Below are 17,253 nucleotides of genomic sequence, written 5' to 3'. Positions count from 1 at the left end.
CGCGAGGTCAGTTTTTTTTAGTCGTGGATGCGGCTAAGGATGGCCGTCGTCAAGGCGACGATTGTTCCGAGGACGAGTCCGTTCGAGAACACGGTCGCCAAGAGTGGCGGCAAATCGTTCATTGCTCCAGGCGGGAGCAACATCGCGCCGGCTCCGATGACGAGCGGGAGCCCGACAGTGAGTGACGCCGTCTTTTGATTCAATTCGAACGCTGCCTCGTTAATTCCGATGATAATCATCGTCGCGATGAGCGGGGTGACGATGGCGTATCCGACGGCGGCCGGGATGCTCGCGATGAGCGAGACGAACGGACCGATGAGGGCGAGCAACATCATCACAGCATGGGCCACGAGATGTGGTGAGCGATGAACGCTCTCCGTCGAGGATAAGAAACCAGCCGTTCCAGAGATGGCGACCGGTCCCGGTGTCCCAAACATGCCCGCCACCATTTGACTGATCCCACTGACGACACCAGATGCCGGGACGTTGCCTTCGATTTGACGCTTCTCACGCGAGCTGACGATGCGTTCAATCAATTTGATATTGGCAAGGACGTTCGTCATGAGAAGGAGCGTGATGACGAACGCAGTCGGAAGCAAGTTCCAATCCCACACCCACGTTCCGAACGGGAACAGTTCAGGAACAAGGAAGAATGACTCGGAACGGACGATCGGGTTGCCTAGTCCGAGCAAGTTGAACAACCAAAATCCGGCGATGAGCGTCATGACGAGTCCATACTGTTTGAACCGGCTACGCTCGAGCGTGAGCGCGAACAACACGAGACCGGCCGTCGCGACGGCTTGAACGATGTTAATGCCGTCCTCGGTCACGCCAAAGCCGCCTTTGATGACGGCACCCGACAGTTGCAGGACGAGCAGAATCATATAGACCCCGAGCACTTGTGGGGTGAACAACGACAGCATCCGTCGCAACAGACCGGTGACGGTCATGACCACACCGAGCACACCACTCAAGAACAACATGAAACCGAGCGCTTGGAGCGTCTCTTGTCCGCTACCATAAAGTGCTGGACCGATGGAGGCATAGAGTGTGAACACGCCCCACCAAATCCCGGCCGGTCCTTCTAAGATTGGCAGTCGGTGGCCGAGAAGCGTCTGGATGATGCTGAAGAGTGCAAAGACGAACAGCGAACGTGAGATGAATGTCATCGTGTCGGCTGGCGACAGTTCGAATAAGGCAGCGATGGAGAGCGGTGGTACAATGTTTGTAGCTAAAATAAAAATAAACCACTGAATCGTCGTGGTTACAGAACTTTTGGTCATGATGTCCCCCTGGTATTTCCCTTTTTTCTTATTAGTGTACCGTGACGGGGAAGTGGATGCAAATGGAGGTATATAATGAAGAAAAAACTGAAGTGGATTGGCCTTGGCCTATTAGGGGTCATATTGGTCGCCATCATCGGCTTCCTCGTGTGGACGCAACTGACGTACGGACCGACGGAAGAAGCGCTCGATTACGCGGCGGAGGCGACGGAAGTGGACAATCGTCTCGAGTTCGGTGACTCGTCGAGCGAGGTCGGTTTCATTCTGTATCCGGGAGCGAAAGTCGAGAAAGAGGCGTACGCCTATTATGGAGCAAGGTTAGCGGAAGAAGGAATCTTCGTCGCCATCCCATCGTTGCGCTTAAATCTCGGGATAGCCGATATCGATGCCGCAGATGCCATCATCGCCGCCCATCCAGACATCGAGCGTTGGGTCGTCGGGGGGCATTCACTCGGCGGTTCGGCCGCGTCCGGTTACGCGCTCGAACACGAGGAAAAAGTCGAGGGCGTCATCTTCCTCGCGTCGTACCCAATCAGTACGATGGCGGATAGCAATCTGCGTGTCTTGTCCGTCTCTGGGGAAATCGACGGTCTGGCCACACCGGCTGATATCGAAGCGAGCCGTGACAACGTCCCGAATGACGCCGTCTTCCATCAGATTAAGGACGGCAATCACGCCAACTTTGGGATGTACGGACCGCAGGATGGGGATAACGACAGCCCGCTCAGCGCCAAAGAGCAACAAGACGAGACGATCGACCAAATCATCGATTGGTTATGAAAACAGCGTGCCCGACGTGGGCACGCTGTTTTAACGTTGGTCGAGCTTATAACTGACGGTGGTTAACAATGCCGTCAAGAGTGCTACGGCTCCCCCGACGAGGGCGAGCGTCATGACGGGTGCGTTCGCATAAACGAGCCCGCCGAGCGCTGAGCCCATACCGATGCCGACGTTGCTCGCGACCGGCATGAGCGATGAAGCCAGGCCTTTGGCGTCCGGATTGAACTTCTCGGCCAAGTCGATCAAATAGATTTGCGTCGATGTCGTCAGTAGAATCGCCATGAACGACATGAACGCGATATTGATCAGGCCGAGCGTCACGTTCGACGTAGTCACATACAACGCCGCCAAGACGAGCGCTTGAATGAGGAAGACGTATCTGAGCCGACCAATCGGATTGTGACTGGCGATTTTACCGGCCGCCATATTGCTGAAGATGGAGATGAACCCGTAGGCAAACAGAATTGGGCTAATCCAAGAGACCGGGACGCCGAGTACACCTTTCAAAATCGGAACGAGATACGTATAGACGACGTACGTCGCGCCGAAGCCGAACGCCGGGATGAAGAATGCGATTAAAATCCGCGGGTTCGTCAAGAGGCGCAATTGATCGGCAATTGACGTCTTGACGCTCGTCAACTGACTCGGGACGACGCGGTAGACGGCGAGAAATGCGACGACACCTAAAGCGGTCGTCAACAAGAACGTCGTTTCCCATCCGGCACGTTGCCCGATGAACGTACCGAGCGGGACGCCGAATACGTTCGCCATCGTAAAGCCACCGAAAATGAACGAGACGGCAATCCCGCGCTTCCCGGTCGGTACCGATTCACTGGCGACGAGCATGGCGAGCGAGATGAGCACGCCCGTCACGACGGCGGTCATCATCCGGAGCACGAGCAAGATCCCGTACGTCGGAGCGAGACTGCTGAATAGGTTGAAGACGATGAACAGAGCGGTGAGCACGAGCATCAGTTTTCGTTTCGGTAAATGGCTCGTCAATGACATCGTCAGTGGCGTGCCGATGGCGAACGTGATGGCGAACGCCGAGACGAGTGTCCCCGCCGTGGCGATGGAGATGGATAAGCCGTCAGCGATATCAGGCAAAATGCCGACAATGACAAATTCACTCGTCCCGAGCACGAACGTGAGCAGGGCAAGTGATAAAATAAGCGTCCAGTCGGTCCGACTGAGCGTTGAAGAAGTCGTCAAAAGAAATCACTACTTTCAAAAAAGAATGGTCGTTAGACATCAGTCGTTTCCAACCATACCGAATTTTCGTCAAAAGCAAAACCCTTTTCTCTCACATTGTGAAAGAAAAGGGTCTGATTAGCGCCAGAATGCCGTCGCTTCGACACCGGCATGGTCGGAAACGATCGGACCGTTCTCGCCGTCAAAGACGACGGCATGGCGTGAGACGTGAATCGGGGCGTTCGTCAGCATCAAGTCGATGCGAAGCGCCCGCTTGTTCTCGTCCCAGCCGGCAATCTTGCCTTGGACGGTCGCATCACCTTCACGCTCGGTCGCCAAATGGAACAAGTCTTGGAGGCCGTGCTCGATCAAGTAGTCGTACCCTTCGCCACGGATGAACGCGTCGTTATTGAAGTCACCGAGCAACAAAGCGCGGTCGTCGTCCTCGACGCGGCGCAACAGTTCATCGAGCTGATGGCGCACCGGTTCATCGGCGTCATGCCACCAACCGAGGTGACAGGAGTAAATCGCCGTCGGCGCGTCCATGCCGTCCACGACCGCCTTGACGATTTTCCGAGACTTGTAATCGTTCGGATCGGTCGTCTGCGAGACGAAGAACGATTCGGTCGATACGAACGGAATGCGCGACAAAATCGCGACGCCTTCCTCGTAGATGTCATAGCCGTAATGGGCGAAGTCCCACGTCATGTAGTAATCGACGCCTTGCTCTTTCAAACGCTCGACGAGCACATAGGCGAAGTTGTTCTCTCGAATCAAGCCGTCGATGAGCGGGGCTTCTTTATGTTGATTCACTTCTTGGAGTGCGATGATGTCATATTCCTCGCTCGCGATCCGTTCGACGATCGAGTCGATTTTCTCTTGTTGGCGGTCCTCTAACCAGGCGTGACAGTTCAGCGTTAAAATATTCACGATAGTCCTCCTTTAGAAAAAACAGGCCAACTCGTACGAGCTGGCCTGTTGATTATGCACCGATGACGTCTTGAATATCAGACTTCAATACGTCGGCTTTCGGGCCGTAGATTGCTTGGACACCGCGGTCTTTCAAGATGAGACCCATGGCGCCGTTCTTTTTCCATTCGCTCTCTTCTGAAACGAGCGACATGTCTTTGACTGTGACACGCAGACGCGTCATGCAGGCATCGACGTCCTCGATGTTCTCTTCCCCACCGAGTAGAGCGATAATCCCCATGACCTGCTCGTTGCCGGTCACGTTCGATTTCTCAGTTGTTTCTTCCATGTAGTTCCCGTTGCGACCAGGCGTCGGAAGGTTCATCTTCTTGATGAAGAAGTTGAATACACCGAAGTTCAAGAAGAAGAAGGCCGCCGACACGAGGAAGAAGTTAATCAAGTCTTGGAGCAATCCTGCTTTCACAATCATCGGGATCCGTGTGAGCAATTCAATCGCACCGAACGCGTGGACACGGAGGTCGATGACATCCGCCAAAGCGAAGGCGGCACCGGCCATGAGTGCATAGACGACGTAAAGGACTGGAGCGACGAACATGAACATGAATTCGATTGGTTCTGTGACACCCGTCAAGAAGACGGCGAGACCAGCCGACAAGAACATCGGCTTGTATTGTGCTTTCTTGTCTTCGTCAACGTTGCGGTACATCGCGTAAGCAGCACCGATCAAGGCAGCGAACGACAAGATGACTTGACCGACTTTGAAGCGGGCCGGTACGACGTCTGCGAGCAAGGCGTTGTAAGCGGCTGTATCACCAGCGGCACGCAGGTTAACGAGGTCCGTTACCCAAGCCAACCAGAGCGGATCTTGACCTGCAACGACCGAACCGGCTGTCGCACCTGTCAAAATCGTATACGTGCCACCAAGTTCCGTGTAGTTCATCGGCACAGTGAGCATGTGGTGAAGTCCGAACGGCAAGAGGAGACGTTCGAGCGCACCATAGATGAACGGCGCGAGGACTGGTGCCGTGTTGCGTGACGTCGCAATCCATTCACCGAAGCTGTTGAGCGCACCTTGAATCGTCGGCCAAATGATTGACAAGGCAATCGCGGCAACGACCGAACCGAGGATGACGACGAATGGGACGAAGCGCTTCCCGTTGAAGAACGAGAGGGCGTTCGGCAATTTGTTGAAGTTGTAGAACTTGTTATAAAGGGCACCACCGAGGAAACCGGCGATAATCCCGACGAACACGCCCATGTTAAGAGCTGGTGAACCGAGTACTGATGTGAAGTAGTCAGCGACGACGAGGTCAGCTCCGAAGAGTGACTGGACTGTCGCTTCCGGGTCTTGGAGCATCGTTCCGTTGACGGCGAAGATGGCACCTGTGACACGGTTAATCAAGATGAAGGCAATCAGTGCAGCGAAAGCACCGCCGGCTTTATCTTTCGCCCACGAGCCACCGATGGCGACCGCGAACAAGATATGTAAGTTGACGATGATTCCCCAACCGAGATCTTCAATGATGCGAGCGGTCGTGAGCAAGATGCTGACGTCTCCGGCTGACATGCCAATCAATTTACCGATCGAGATCATGAGACCTGCGGCTGGCATGACGGCGATGACGACCATTAAGGCCTTACCGAGTTTCTGCCAAAAGTCGAACGAGATGAGTTGTTTCATGCTATACGCTTCCTTCCTATACGGAACTTTTTATCTGTCTATGGCGACTGTCAATGCAATCGCTTGCATAGATGATTGTAATCGATTGCATAACTTTGTGCAACCGTTTTCCTAATTTTCATGGATTTTCATAATCGAAACCGATTCGACTCGTTTCGCCCATAGCTTGTCAGTCGAAACGAATCTCGCTACAATACTAGAGGTTGAAAGGGGCGAGAACGATGGGATGGAGACAGACGACATCGGCATTATCAAAAGAAGAGCAGGCGGCCTTGCTTGAGGAGTTGTTGCAGTCGGGCCTGTTATTAGAAGAAGATCGATTACTGTATAGCATGTTGATGCCAGACCGTGTCAAACGGATGCAGGAAGTGTTGGCGTTACGGACGAACCATATCACGATTTTGACGGAAGGGGTCGATGATCCGCACAATCAGTCGGCCGTGCTCCGCTCGGCGGACGCGTTCGGTGTGCAGACGTTGCACGTCGTCGAAGGTCGGGCCAAGTTCAAACCGAACTCGATTATCGCCAAGAGTGCGGATCGTTGGGTCGACGTGGTCGAACACCCTTCCATTGAGGACGCGATTGACCGATTGAAGGCGGACGGATATCAAATTCTCGCCACGGCACTTAGTGAAGAGGCGGTTCCGCTTGAGGACATCGACGTGTCGAAACCGACGGTGCTGTTGTTCGGGAACGAGCATCACGGCGTATCGGAACGAGCGCTCGCCAAGGCGGACGGCAATTATTTGATTCCGATGCAAGGATACGTCCAAAGCTTGAACATTTCGGTCGCTGCCGCCATCTCGTTATACGATGTGACGACGCGGGCGCGTCATGTCGTGACGGACGGCTATGGGCTGAAGGTGGAAGACAAGCAGCGCATCTTAAAAAATTGGATGGTGAAGAGCCTTCCGAAGCGGTCGCTCGGCGTCTATAAGCAAAAAGGTTTGACCGCTTTTGCGCGCGAGACAGGAAAAACGGAGTAAACGGCGAAAGGTACAGGCGTACGAACTACTTGTCCATATTTCGAAAGGGGATGGAAAGATGAGTACGACCAGTTCATTTATCGTGAAAGATGTGACGACGAATTTCAAAGACTATGAAGAGGAATTCTTTAACCTGTATCGGACGTTATACGGGGACATCGATCAACTGCGTTTTAAAGAACGGCTGTATCGCCATGCGAACCCGCTCGTGTTGCTCGCGTTTTCGGACGAGCGTCTCGTCGGATTCAAAATCGGTTATGAGGCCGAGCCGTATCGCTTCTATAGCTGGGCCGGCGGCGTTCACCCTGAGTTTCAAAAGCATGGCATCGGTCGCAAGCTGATGGACACGCAACTCGAGTGGGTGAAGGCACAAGGGTTCCATTCGATTCGAACGAAAGCGCGCAACACGAACAAAGGGGTCATCATCTTGAACCTGTTGTGTGGCTACGACATCATGGGGGCGTATACCGAGGAGAACGAGCCGCGCATCATGATGGAAAAACAATTGAACTGACCGATGAGCCGTGGCACATGCCACGGTTTTTTCGTGTCGATGAAACCAAATGGCACCTCGTCCGTATTATAGAAAAAAGGGGGCAACATCATGGTCTATACGTTTGCGTTCGGGGAAGAAGTATACATCGATTCGACCGGGATGGGCGATTCGTTGTTCGAAGGGATGTTCAGCATCTTTCCGATTGTGGTTATTAGTATTATCGCGTTGATTGTGTTTGCCGTGATGGCAGGCATCCGCAATCAAGTGAAGACGAACAGTCTGTTGAAAGATATGCAGCAGTTCGCGTCAGACTTGGCCGACCATCCGAGTGACGAGTCGGCGAACCGGCTCGCCGACTATTTGCGGGACGTCACGTCGTTCCCGGTCGAACGGACACAGATGGAGCCGTTCCGGGTCGCACTCGGCAGCTATCATTTGGTCATGGAGTCACCGCACGTGCACGACGAGACGAAGGAGCGGATTGACCGCCAATACAAGCGGCTCGGCATCTTGGACGGGGAGAAGTTCGCCGATGAGCCGGCACCGCGACGCCGTTCGAGCTCGCATCACCACGACCATCACGATCACCATATGTAAAACGCGTCGGGAACGTTCCCGACGCATTTTTCTTACATATAGCGGCTTGCATCAAAGTCGATTTCGGTCCGATGGTTGGCCGCCTCGATGGCGCTGGCGATCCGGTTGGCCCGTTTCTCGACGTCTCGGGCTTTCAAGCGATACAGCTCAGGGTCATAGAGCGCATGTTTGATGACGGCCGTCCCTTCCACATACCCGGTTCGGAACTCGCGCTTCGGGCGTTCGGCCAAATCTTGATACATCCGAGCTTGAGCGCGTAATTGAATGGCGAACTCCATCGCTTCGACGAGCGGGAGCGGTCCATCATTCGTCTCGACGACGGTACGTAGGTTTGCTTCACAGACGAGACGGTCCAGACGACGCAAGTCAGTTCGAATCGACTCGAGCTCGACTTCGATATCCTCGAGCGACCGGGACTGAATCGTCGGGAGCGGTTCATCTTTCTCGAGTTCGATGAACGCGACGCGTTCGACTTCTTCGAGCAACTTATCAATCTGCTTCAGCAGCAGTTGTTTCAGTTTAATGGCGTCTGCCAAATACATAGGGATTCCTCCTTCTGCTTTTTCTAACCGTACCATAATGTGACTCCTAAAAAAAGGAAGGCGTTACTTTTTTGAGACGAGGCGATATGATGAAAGAAAGAGAGGAGGGCGACCGATGGATAAATGGAAAACCCAATGGATCATTGCCGTCGTCTTGCTCGTATTCGGTACTGTGACGTTCCTTTATCAGTGGATTGACTTGCGTCCGAGTGAGATTCGAGATTATATCGTTCAATTCGGTTGGCTCGCCCCGCTCGTATATATTTTATTGTTCACCGTTCGTCCGTTGATTTTATTTCCGACGTCCGTCTTGTCCGTCGCCGGTGGGTTGGCATTCGGGACGTTGCCCGGTGTCGTCTATACGATCATCGGGGCCACGCTCAGTGCGCTCGTCGCCTACTATATCGCGATTCGCTTTGGTGACCGCTTTCTCCATCATTTCGAGACGAGCAGCTACGAGAAGGTGCAGCATAAGATTGAAGAGGACGGGTTCTTCTATGTGTTGATTTTACGCTTGATTCCGCTCGTCAACTTTGACTTGGTCAGTTACGCCTCAGGGCTCGCGAAAGTGCGCCTCCCAGGTTATATCTTCGCGACCACGGTCGGGATGATTCCAGGAGCGTTCGCCAACAACTTCCTCGGCAGCAGTATCGCGAGTGGAGACTTTAAGATGATCATCCTCGCCCTCGTCGTCTTAGTCGTCCTGACGCTCGTTGCAACCGTGTTCCGCGAACCGATTAAACGACAAATTAATCGCTATAAAAAGAAGTAGGCGCTCAACGGGAGCGCCTACTTTTTGATTTATCGGTTGTCGACCGTCTCAGGATACAAGTCGTGGTTGAACAAACGATGTTCCGCCATTTTTTCGTATTTCGTGCCCGGTTTTCCGTAGTTGTAGTACGGGTCAATCGAGATGCCGCCGCGGGGCGTGAACTTGCCCCACACTTCGAGATAGCGCGGCTCCATCAACTTGACGAGGTCTTTCCCGATGACGTTGATGCAGTTCTCGTGGAAATCGCCATGGTTGCGGAAGCTGAACAAATACAACTTGAGCGATTTCGACTCGACGAGTTTCTCGTCCGGGATGTATGAAATGTAAATCGTCGCGAAGTCCGGTTGGTTCGTGATCGGGCAGAGTGACGTGAACTCCGGTGCGTTGAACTTCACGAAGTAATCGTTCTCCGGGTGACGGTTCGGGAACGCCTCGAGGACGTCCGGTGCATATTCAAAAATATATGGGACGCTCTTCTGTCCGAGGAGCGACAAGTCTTGTAAGTCATCTGGTCTCATAAGTATTCTCCTTAGACGCCACGTTCGTTGGCGTACAGTAATGTGTGCAGTTGCGGTAGGACACGGACGCTTTGCCATGACGGGTCACGAGCGACGTCTTCCCACAGTTCTTTTAAGCGACGGAGCTGGGCGTCGGTGATGTCACCGTCCGCACCGGGCTCAGGATTGCCGGCCGATAAATACATGACGTCCGGGGTGTAGCGCGTCTGGACCGATTTCGCATAGGCGAGGTCGATCTCGTCGAAGACGGCGACTTTGAACGTTGTCTGTTCGGGGCGCAGCCGTTCGACGATGGCGTCGAGTTTCTCCCAGTCGGTCGTCATGCCGGAAGACGGTGGTTTCGGGCTGAGCGTCACGTCGTCGATGTCAGCGAGCCAATCCTGATAGCGACTGCCTTGCGTCTCGACGGCGAGTTTGACGTCACGCGCCTTCAGTTTCGTCACCAAGTCTTTCATCGCGGCGATGAGGAGCGGGTTGCCGCCCGAGATGGTGACGTAGTCATACACACCGAGCGCGTCGAGCCGTTCGATCACCTCGTCGGCTGTGAGCATGTCAGGTTTTTCTGAGCCGTCCCAAGTGAAGGCGGAGTCGCACCACGAACAGCGATAATCGCAACCGGCGGTCCGGACGAACATCGTCTTTTGCCCGATGGCGCGGCCTTCCCCTTGAAACGTCGGGCCGAACACTTCGAGGACAGGGATTTTCATCAGTCCACCAACCATTCGCGGCGGAACTCGGCGTACGAGGTCGGCGTCTCGTACAGTTTGACGAATTCGACGCGGACGTCGCGCTCGTCAGGCAAGTGCTTGGCGAGCTGTTCGAAAATCCAGTAGCACATGTTTTCGGCAGTCGTGTTCATATAAGGTAACGACTCATTCAAATAACGATGGTCGAGGTATGGTTCGAGTTCTTCTTTAAAGATGGCTTTTAAATCACCAAAGTCGAGCGTCATGCCACGGTTATCGAGAAAACCGCTGATGCCCATTTGCAATTTATACGTATGTCCGTGCAGCGCGCGGCATTTGCCGTCGTAATCAAACAAATGATGGGCGGCATCGAATGTCACTTCTTTGACGATTTGGACACGGTGCGGACAGTAGATGAGCGAGCCGTCTTGTTTAGCTTCAACACTCGTCGGGGCGAGGAATGGAGCGTTCTTCATACGCGCACCTCCTCATAAGCGGCGAGGCCGTTTTGACGGAGTACGCAAGCCGGGCATTCGCCACAACCTGCTCCGAGGATGCCGTTATAGCACGTGAGCGTCCGTTCTTTGACATAATCGAACGCACCGAGTTGATCCGCGAGTTCCCACGTCTGCTTTTTGTCGAGCCACATGAGCGGTGTGTCGATGACGAACGGATAGTCCATCGCCAAGTTGAGCGTCACGTTCAAGGATTTGACGAACTGGTCCCGGCAATCCGGATAACCTGAGAAGTCGGTCTCACATACGCCGGTGACGATGTGATGCATACCGAGCTGTTTGGCCATGACGGCCGCAAAGGATAAGAATAAGTGATTGCGTCCATCGACGAACGTGTTTGGGACGTCCGCATTGTCGATGTCGAGATCATGTCTCGTCAACGCGTTAGAGGTGAGTTGTCCGAGTAAGGACAAGTCGAGGATGTGGTGCGGGACATCGAGTTCGGCCGCAATCTCTTTTGCGACCTCGATTTCCGCGTCATGGCGTTGCCCGTAGGCGAACGTCACCGCTTCCACATGAGAGAATTGTTGTTTTGCCCAAAATAGGCAGGTGGTTGAATCTTGACCGCCACTAAAGACGACCAATGCTTTTTCGTGTTGCAACGTGCACACTTCCTTTTTCGCTAGTTTTGATGTCGGAGGAGGTTACGAACTCCGGAGGTCACCCTCGAGCGTTTACTTTACCATAAAAAGACGTTTGACAGGGAAAAGAGAAGCAGGTATAGTAAAGAACATCACTGAAACACTTTCGCGCATAAAAGCGTTTAAGCGGTTAGGTAGAAAATGATGGAACTGAAAGGAGGGGACGTCGATGCAGATGAAAGGAAAAGAGGCTGTATTCGTCGTACTGATGAGCGGTATTTCCCTGCTCGCACTGATGTTTTTGGCCAAAGCGACGCCACATATGGCGATCTTTGGCACAATGGTATTAATAGGGGGTTACGCGTATTATCGGACGCGTGATTTCAAACAAATTGAAGCGGCGATGATTAGCGGGATTCGTGAAGCCATCATGCCGGTCTTGATTTTACTGTTGATCGGGATGTTGATTGGCGTATGGCAAATGTCTGGTACGGTGGCGACAATCCTCTCCATCGGTTTAGATACAATTTCAGCACAATGGTTCTTGCCGAGCGTCCTGCTCATCACAATGATCGTCTCGTCGTTCACGGGTAGTGCCTTCACGACAGTCGGTACGGTCGGGGTCGCCTTGTTCGGAATCGGGATGGCGCTCGGGATCTCTCCGGCGCTCGCGGCCGGGGCCATCGTTTCGGGTGCACTCTTCGGTGACAAGATGAGTCCGCTATCGGATACGACGAACTTTGCACCGGCCGTGGCTGGTGTCAAACTATTCGACCATATCCGCTTTATGATGGGGACGACCGTACCGGCCATCCTCATCACCCTCGTCTTGTTCACGCTTCTCGGTCGGAGCGGTCAAGCGGCGGATACGACGCAAATCGCTGAAGCGCAGGCGGCACTCGCTGGACGATTCAACTTGTCATGGTTGACGCTTCTCGCGCCGGTTCTCGTCGCGGTGCTTGCGTTCCGTCGCATGCCGGTCTTGCCGACGATGCTCGTCGGGATGTTCGCCGGGGTGTTGACGGCTGGTTTCGTTCAAGGCAACTGGAACGTCACAAACTGGTTCGGTGTCATGCAGGCCGGGTTCAAGTCGGGTGTCGAGAACGAGACGATTGCAGCTGTGCTCGATCGTGGCGGACTCGAGTCGATGCTCTGGTCGGTCAGTCTCGTCTTGATTGCGCTCGCGTTCGGTGGCTTGCTCCGTGAGCTCGGCGTATTCCAAGCGATTGTCGATGCGTTGCTCGAACGATTGAAATCACCAGGCAGCTCGGTGTTGTCGGTCGTCCTCAGCTCGATTGGCGTCAACTTGCTCGCGGGCGAACAGTACTTGTCAATCTTGCTCCCAGGTCAAGCGTTCAAGCAAGGGTTCATCGATCGCGGCATCGATCCCCGTTACTTGTCACGTGCCCTCGAAGACGGTGGGACGGTCATCAACCCGCTCATTCCATGGGGCGTGTCGGGTGCGTTCTTCGCCGCTACACTCGGGGTGCCGGTGCTTGAATACGCACCATTCGCCTTCTTCCTCTGGCTCAGCCCGATTTTCTCGATTATTCTCGGATACGTGAAGTTGGGAAAGCAGCGTGAGACGATGCGAATCGCATCTTAATCGAATCACTCAAAAAAACCATCTAGGACAATTAAAGGTCCTGGATGGTTTTTGAGTGTCTCAAGTAAAAGAGCTCTCAAGTTCCCATAGCGCATCTCCGAACTGGTCGATGAGCGCCTGAGCCCTCGATTCGATGTTCGATGGCAAGTCAGCTCTTGAGAAATACTGCAAGTCCAGACTTTCTCCGTCGTTCATGGCTAACGCCCCTTGCACGCGCTTCGCATGGAAGAGGTTGATGACACTATGCGTTTCGTCTCCGTTCGGATACTTGAAGTAAAACTTCGGTCCCGAACAGACACCGACGAGTTCAAATTGATTCGTTTCAAGCCCTGTCTCTTCATTCAATTCACGAGCGGCCACTTCTTCTAACGTCTCATTCAACTCCATCGAGCCTCCGGGCAATCCCCAATCATTCGTATCGGACCGATGTTGGAACAACAGCTCCCCGTATTCGTTCAAAACGAGGATGGTCGCCCCGACACTGATGAGCGGCCTGCTCCCCACTGTCTGTCTTAACTCTAGAAGATACCCCATCTTTCTTCGCCTCGCTTTCTCGTATGTCATACCATTCGATTCCGATCATGAATTCCCTTTGACTACGAAGGGCATTTTTTTTGTGTCCGTGCGCTAACGTTTGAGAAAATAGGTGGAGGAGGGATGACGATGAAACGACTCGACCTATCATTTTATGAACAACCGACGATTGAATTGGCCCGATCGCTGCTTGGTAAGTATCTCGTCCACAATCATTTCGACGGTCAAATTGTCGGGAAAATCGTCGAGACGGAAGCGTACCTTGGTGCCATCGATCGAGCGGCCCATAGCTTCGGCGGCAGACGGACGAATCGGACCGAGGTCATGTTCGGGATGCCGGGACACGTCTATACGTATCAGATGCACACGCATACACTCTTGAACGTCGTGAGCGGTCCGGTCGGCACGCCGGAAGCCGTCCTCATCCGAGCCATCGAGCCGATTGAAGGACAGGCGATTATCGACATGCATCGTCCTGGCATCAAACGGTTCGATCAGACGAACGGTCCTGGGAAACTGACGAAAGCGCTCGGGATCACGATGGACTTGTACGGGCATTCGCTCCAACATGAACCGCTCTATATCGTCGAAGGGGACGTCATTCCAGACATCGAGGCCGGTCCGCGCATCGGGATTCCGAACACGGGCGAAGCGCGTGACTATCCGTATCGCTTCTTCGAACGGACCAATCCGTACGTCTCCAAGTTTCGCTGAATGTTTATGGTCCGGTTAGTTGTGGAACACTCCCTATGTGCTTAAAAATAATGAGGGAGTGTTTCAATATGGCAAAAGTAGCAACGCTAATCACAGACATGTTTGAAGACGTAGAGTTCACGGGTCCACGCGACGCATTGGTGGAAGCGGGGCACGAAGTTGTCACGATTGAAAAGAAAGCTGGGAATACAGTCGAAGGCAAACAAGGGGAGTCGAAGGTCACAATCGACAAAGCCATCGACGACGTCTCACCAGAAGACTTTGACGCACTGCTCTTACCGGGCGGATTCTCACCTGATTTGTTGCGCGAAGATGACCGTTTCGTCCAGTTCGCGAAAGCGTTCATGGACGCGAAAAAGCCGGTGTTCGCCATTTGTCACGGACCACAGCTGTTGATTACGGCGAAGACGCTCGAAGGCCGCGATGCGACGGGCTACAAGTCGATTAAAGTCGACATGGAATACGCTGGAGCGAAGTATGCGGACAAAGAAGTCGTCGTCTGCCAAGAACAGCTCGTGACGAGCCGTCAACCGGACGACATCCCGGCGTTCAATCGCGAGATGCTCAATCTGCTTAAATAATGTGCAGGCCACGGAATGTTTCCGTGGCTTTTTTTTGTGTCAGCGGGAATAGACAAACAAGGAGGAGATGTATGATGAAAAGAGCACGTTCACCTAGTTAAGTCGGTCGAAACGTTGTGTTGCTTGGTTGGATGCGTTGGTTCGATGCGCTCATCCCGGCCTACACGATTGAACGTCTGTTTTGGGAGTCGCGGACGATCACGATTCAAGAGGTTGTCTATCTCGAAATGATTTACGCCGTCCTCGTCGTGATGCTTGAAGTGCCGACGGGTGTCCTCGCCGACCGATTTGAGCGGCGGCGGCTGATGCAAATCGGGGTCGGGTTGGAATGTCTATCGTTTATCGTTCTACTGTTGTCGTTCTCGTTTGTCGGGTTTGCTGTCGCCATCGGCTTGTCAGGCATTGGAGCGGCGTTTCGAAGCGGGGCCGAGAATGCGTTGCTGTATGAGACGCTCGAACAGGACGGAAAGGCGGGAACGTTTGAACGTACAGTCGGTCGATTGAACGTCATCGGAATCGTCGCAGCCGTGCTCGCGGCTCTCAGTGGCAGTCTGTTGGCGACACGCTTCCCGTTTGAGCTGAATTACGTGCTGTCGATTGTCAGTTTGTTCATCGCGACGACATGCAGCCTCGGTCTGATTGAAACAAAGCGAGTCGCATCGGACGAACGGTTGATGTGGGCGGACATCGCGGCCGGTTTCCGCTTTATTCGGCAACATCGTCGCGTGTTTATCGTAACGTCGTTGTTTGTTGTGACCATTAGTGCGTTCAATTTTATCGATGAGTTCTGGCAGTTGTATGCGCGCGACGTCGCGCTTCCGCTTTATTGGTTCGGGATGCTATCAACGATTCTACTGCTCATCCAAATACCTGGACAGTTGGTCGCACCGGTGCTGTTACGTTTCGCCACGGCCGAGCGTTGGTTGCGCTGGATTGGCTGGGGCATCGGCATTGGCTTTGTCATCCTCGGTCTGTATCCAGGGCCGACCGGTCTCGTGATGATGGTCGGAATGGCCTGTCTCATCGGGATCGTTGAACCGCTCTATCTCGGGGCGTTGCACCACCGTGTCCCGTCCACGATTCGGGCGACGACGGAATCGTCCGTCTCGATGTTGCTGCATGGCGGCATCATCCTGTTCGGGCTCGTGTTTGCCGTCGGGGCAGGGGTGACGCTGTTCGCCGCCTTTTTGTTCATCGGGATTACCGTTTGTGTGCATCAAGCGATTGTCACGGTCAGAGCGTGGAAAGAGGATGCTTCCTGAAGCGTCCTCTTTTTTTACGTCTCAAGACCTAGGGCGGTTGAGAATAAATTTGTGTATGATAAGAAACAATACTGGAGTAGGAGATAAACAATGGAATGGTATGAATTATTTATTGGCTTTTTGTTAGGCGTCGTCGAAGGACTGACAGAGTTTGCTCCGGTATCGTCAACGGGACATATGATTCTCGTGGATGACCTGTGGCTCAACTCGAGCAGCTTCCTCGGTCAAGAGGTGGCGAACACATTTAAGATCGTAATTCAGCTCGGTTCGATTTTAGCGGTCATCGTCGTATTTCGAAATCGATTCAAAGAGTTGTTGAATCCGAAGGAGTTGCTCGCGATTCGCAGCAGCGGGCCGAAAAAAAAACTGAATTTGCTGCATATCTTCATCGGTCTGCTCCCGGCAGGCGTGCTCGGGCTATTGTTTGAAGACTATATCGACGAGAACTTGTTCTCGATCAAGACCGTTTTAATCGGACTCGTCATCGGAGCATTCTTCATGATTGCCGCGGATTTGTCAGGCGTGAAGCGTCAAACGACAGCAACGCTCGATGAGATTTCGTATAAACAAGCGCTCGGTGTCGGCTTGATTCAATGTTTCTCGCTCTGGCCAGGTTTTTCACGCTCAGGGTCGACCATCTCTGGCGGTGTCCTCTTAGGGATGAGTCACCGGGCCGCGGCAGATTTTACATTCATCATGGCCGTACCGATCATGTTCGGTGCTAGTGCGCTGTCGCTCTACAGCAAATGGGAGTACTTTACGATGGCGACCCTACCGGTCTTCGTTGTCGGATTCATTAGCGCGTTCTTGTTCGCGCTCTTGTCGATTAAGTTCTTCTTGAAGTTGATCAACAAAGTGAAGTTGACGCCGTTCGCGATTTATCGCATCGTGTTGGCGGCTGTGATTTACTTCTTGTACTTCTAAGAAAAAAAGCGCATGTCAGCACATGCGCTTTGAAACCAATGATCCATCAAGTTCGTATAACCAAGTAGAGGTGA

20 protein-coding genes are annotated in these 17,253 nt (G+C 53.3%); 10 read left to right on the top strand and 10 right to left on the bottom strand.

Translation table 11 applies throughout. The annotated features are described in order from the left end of the window. Positions 1-17: 17 nt before the first annotated feature. A complete protein-coding gene (locus KNP72_RS08790; protein WP_214832914.1) occupies positions 18-1,283 on the bottom strand; it encodes a purine/pyrimidine permease in 1,266 nt (421 codons plus the stop codon). Between the two features lie 75 nt (positions 1,284-1,358). Between KNP72_RS08790 and KNP72_RS08785 the strand changes: the two genes are divergently transcribed. Continuing rightward, entirely contained in the window at positions 1,359-2,063 is a 705-nt protein-coding gene (locus KNP72_RS08785) for an alpha/beta hydrolase (RefSeq protein WP_214832912.1), read from the top strand. Positions 2,064-2,093: 30 nt separating this feature from the next. Here the strand turns inward: KNP72_RS08785 and KNP72_RS08780 are convergent, their stop codons facing one another. The 3 genes from KNP72_RS08780 to KNP72_RS08770 all read right to left on the bottom strand — a co-directional run bounded on the left by KNP72_RS08780 (position 2,094) and on the right by KNP72_RS08770 (position 5,865). Further along, on the bottom strand, positions 2,094-3,275 hold the full coding sequence (locus tag KNP72_RS08780; RefSeq protein WP_214832910.1) for an MFS transporter: 1,182 nt from the start codon (positions 3,273-3,275) through the stop codon (positions 2,094-2,096). Between the two features lie 117 nt (positions 3,276-3,392). Then, positions 3,393-4,184, bottom strand: coding sequence for an endonuclease/exonuclease/phosphatase family protein (locus tag KNP72_RS08775; protein WP_214832908.1), 792 nt, complete (start codon positions 4,182-4,184; stop codon positions 3,393-3,395). A gap of 52 nt (positions 4,185-4,236) precedes the next feature. Beyond that, a complete protein-coding gene (locus KNP72_RS08770; RefSeq protein ID WP_214715063.1) occupies positions 4,237-5,865 on the bottom strand; it encodes a PTS transporter subunit IIBC in 1,629 nt (542 codons plus the stop codon). 221 nt (positions 5,866-6,086) lie between these two features. Between KNP72_RS08770 and KNP72_RS08765 the strand changes: the two genes are divergently transcribed. The 3 genes from KNP72_RS08765 (at position 6,087) to KNP72_RS08755 (ending at position 7,944) form a co-directional block, all read left to right on the top strand. Beyond that, a complete protein-coding gene (locus KNP72_RS08765) occupies positions 6,087-6,851 on the top strand; it encodes a TrmH family RNA methyltransferase (protein ID WP_214832905.1) in 765 nt (254 codons plus the stop codon). Positions 6,852-6,909: 58 nt separating this feature from the next. Next, positions 6,910-7,365, top strand: a complete 456-nt coding sequence (locus KNP72_RS08760) for a GNAT family N-acetyltransferase (RefSeq protein WP_251128949.1) — start codon at positions 6,910-6,912, stop codon at positions 7,363-7,365. A gap of 90 nt (positions 7,366-7,455) precedes the next feature. Next, complete coding sequence (locus KNP72_RS08755) at positions 7,456-7,944, top strand: hypothetical protein (protein ID WP_214832901.1); 489 nt, start codon at positions 7,456-7,458, stop codon at positions 7,942-7,944. Positions 7,945-7,976: 32 nt separating this feature from the next. On the opposite strand, the gene KNP72_RS08750 is transcribed toward KNP72_RS08755, so the two are convergent. Then, the gene (locus tag KNP72_RS08750; protein ID WP_214718478.1) at positions 7,977-8,486 is read right to left on the bottom strand and encodes a hypothetical protein; all 510 of its coding nucleotides are present in this window, start codon (positions 8,484-8,486) and stop codon (positions 7,977-7,979) included. Positions 8,487-8,601: 115 nt separating this feature from the next. Here KNP72_RS08750 and KNP72_RS08745 point away from each other — a divergent pair, with 115 nt between their 5' ends. After that, positions 8,602-9,258, top strand: a complete 657-nt coding sequence (locus KNP72_RS08745) for a TVP38/TMEM64 family protein (RefSeq protein WP_214715056.1) — start codon at positions 8,602-8,604, stop codon at positions 9,256-9,258. Positions 9,259-9,287: 29 nt separating this feature from the next. Here the strand turns inward: KNP72_RS08745 and queF are convergent, their stop codons facing one another. The 4 genes from queF to queC are packed head-to-tail and all read right to left on the bottom strand — an operon-like array spanning position 9,288 to position 11,579. Next, entirely contained in the window at positions 9,288-9,776 is a 489-nt protein-coding gene (gene queF, locus KNP72_RS08740) for a preQ(1) synthase (protein WP_214715054.1), read from the bottom strand. Between the two features lie 11 nt (positions 9,777-9,787). After that, complete coding sequence (gene queE / locus KNP72_RS08735) at positions 9,788-10,483, bottom strand: 7-carboxy-7-deazaguanine synthase QueE (protein ID WP_251128948.1); 696 nt, start codon at positions 10,481-10,483, stop codon at positions 9,788-9,790. Beyond that, a complete protein-coding gene (gene queD, locus KNP72_RS08730) occupies positions 10,483-10,938 on the bottom strand; it encodes a 6-carboxytetrahydropterin synthase QueD (protein ID WP_021068101.1) in 456 nt (151 codons plus the stop codon). The genes queE and queD overlap by 1 nt, the downstream gene beginning before the upstream one ends. Then, positions 10,935-11,579: a 7-cyano-7-deazaguanine synthase QueC gene (gene queC, locus KNP72_RS08725; RefSeq protein WP_214715028.1), complete on the bottom strand. Its 645-nt coding sequence runs from the start codon at positions 11,577-11,579 to the stop codon at positions 10,935-10,937. Before queC ends, queD begins: the two co-directional genes overlap by 4 nt. Positions 11,580-11,787: 208 nt before the next feature. On the opposite strand from queC, the gene nhaC reads away from it, so the two are divergent. Further along, positions 11,788-13,164 carry a Na+/H+ antiporter NhaC gene (gene nhaC / locus KNP72_RS08720; protein ID WP_214832899.1) on the top strand — a complete coding sequence of 459 codons (1,377 nt, stop codon included), beginning with the start codon at positions 11,788-11,790 and terminating at the stop codon, positions 13,162-13,164. A gap of 60 nt (positions 13,165-13,224) precedes the next feature. Here nhaC and KNP72_RS08715 read toward each other — a convergent pair whose 3' ends face one another. Beyond that, a complete protein-coding gene (locus KNP72_RS08715) occupies positions 13,225-13,698 on the bottom strand; it encodes an NUDIX hydrolase (protein ID WP_034805169.1) in 474 nt (157 codons plus the stop codon). Positions 13,699-13,821: 123 nt separating this feature from the next. On the opposite strand from KNP72_RS08715, the gene KNP72_RS08710 reads away from it, so the two are divergent. The 4 genes from KNP72_RS08710 to KNP72_RS08695 all read left to right on the top strand — a co-directional run bounded on the left by KNP72_RS08710 (position 13,822) and on the right by KNP72_RS08695 (position 17,179). Continuing rightward, positions 13,822-14,412 (top strand): DNA-3-methyladenine glycosylase, encoded by a 591-nt coding sequence (locus KNP72_RS08710; protein WP_214832897.1) that lies wholly within the window; start codon positions 13,822-13,824, stop codon positions 14,410-14,412. Positions 14,413-14,480: 68 nt separating this feature from the next. Beyond that, entirely contained in the window at positions 14,481-14,993 is a 513-nt protein-coding gene (locus KNP72_RS08705; RefSeq protein WP_029596270.1) for a type 1 glutamine amidotransferase domain-containing protein, read from the top strand. A 131-nt stretch (positions 14,994-15,124) separates the two neighbouring features. Continuing rightward, positions 15,125-16,255, top strand: a complete 1,131-nt coding sequence (locus KNP72_RS08700) for an MFS transporter (RefSeq protein WP_214718836.1) — start codon at positions 15,125-15,127, stop codon at positions 16,253-16,255. 90 nt (positions 16,256-16,345) lie between these two features. Further along, a complete protein-coding gene (locus KNP72_RS08695) occupies positions 16,346-17,179 on the top strand; it encodes an undecaprenyl-diphosphate phosphatase (RefSeq protein WP_214832895.1) in 834 nt (277 codons plus the stop codon). Positions 17,180-17,253 lie beyond the last annotated feature (74 nt).

Source organism: Exiguobacterium sp. s152, from assembly GCF_018618335.1.
GTDB lineage: Bacteria > Bacillota > Bacilli > Exiguobacteriales > Exiguobacteriaceae > Exiguobacterium > Exiguobacterium chiriqhucha.
Note: the sequence above shows the minus strand (reverse complement) of the source record. Positions and strands in the feature narration are given on the sequence as shown.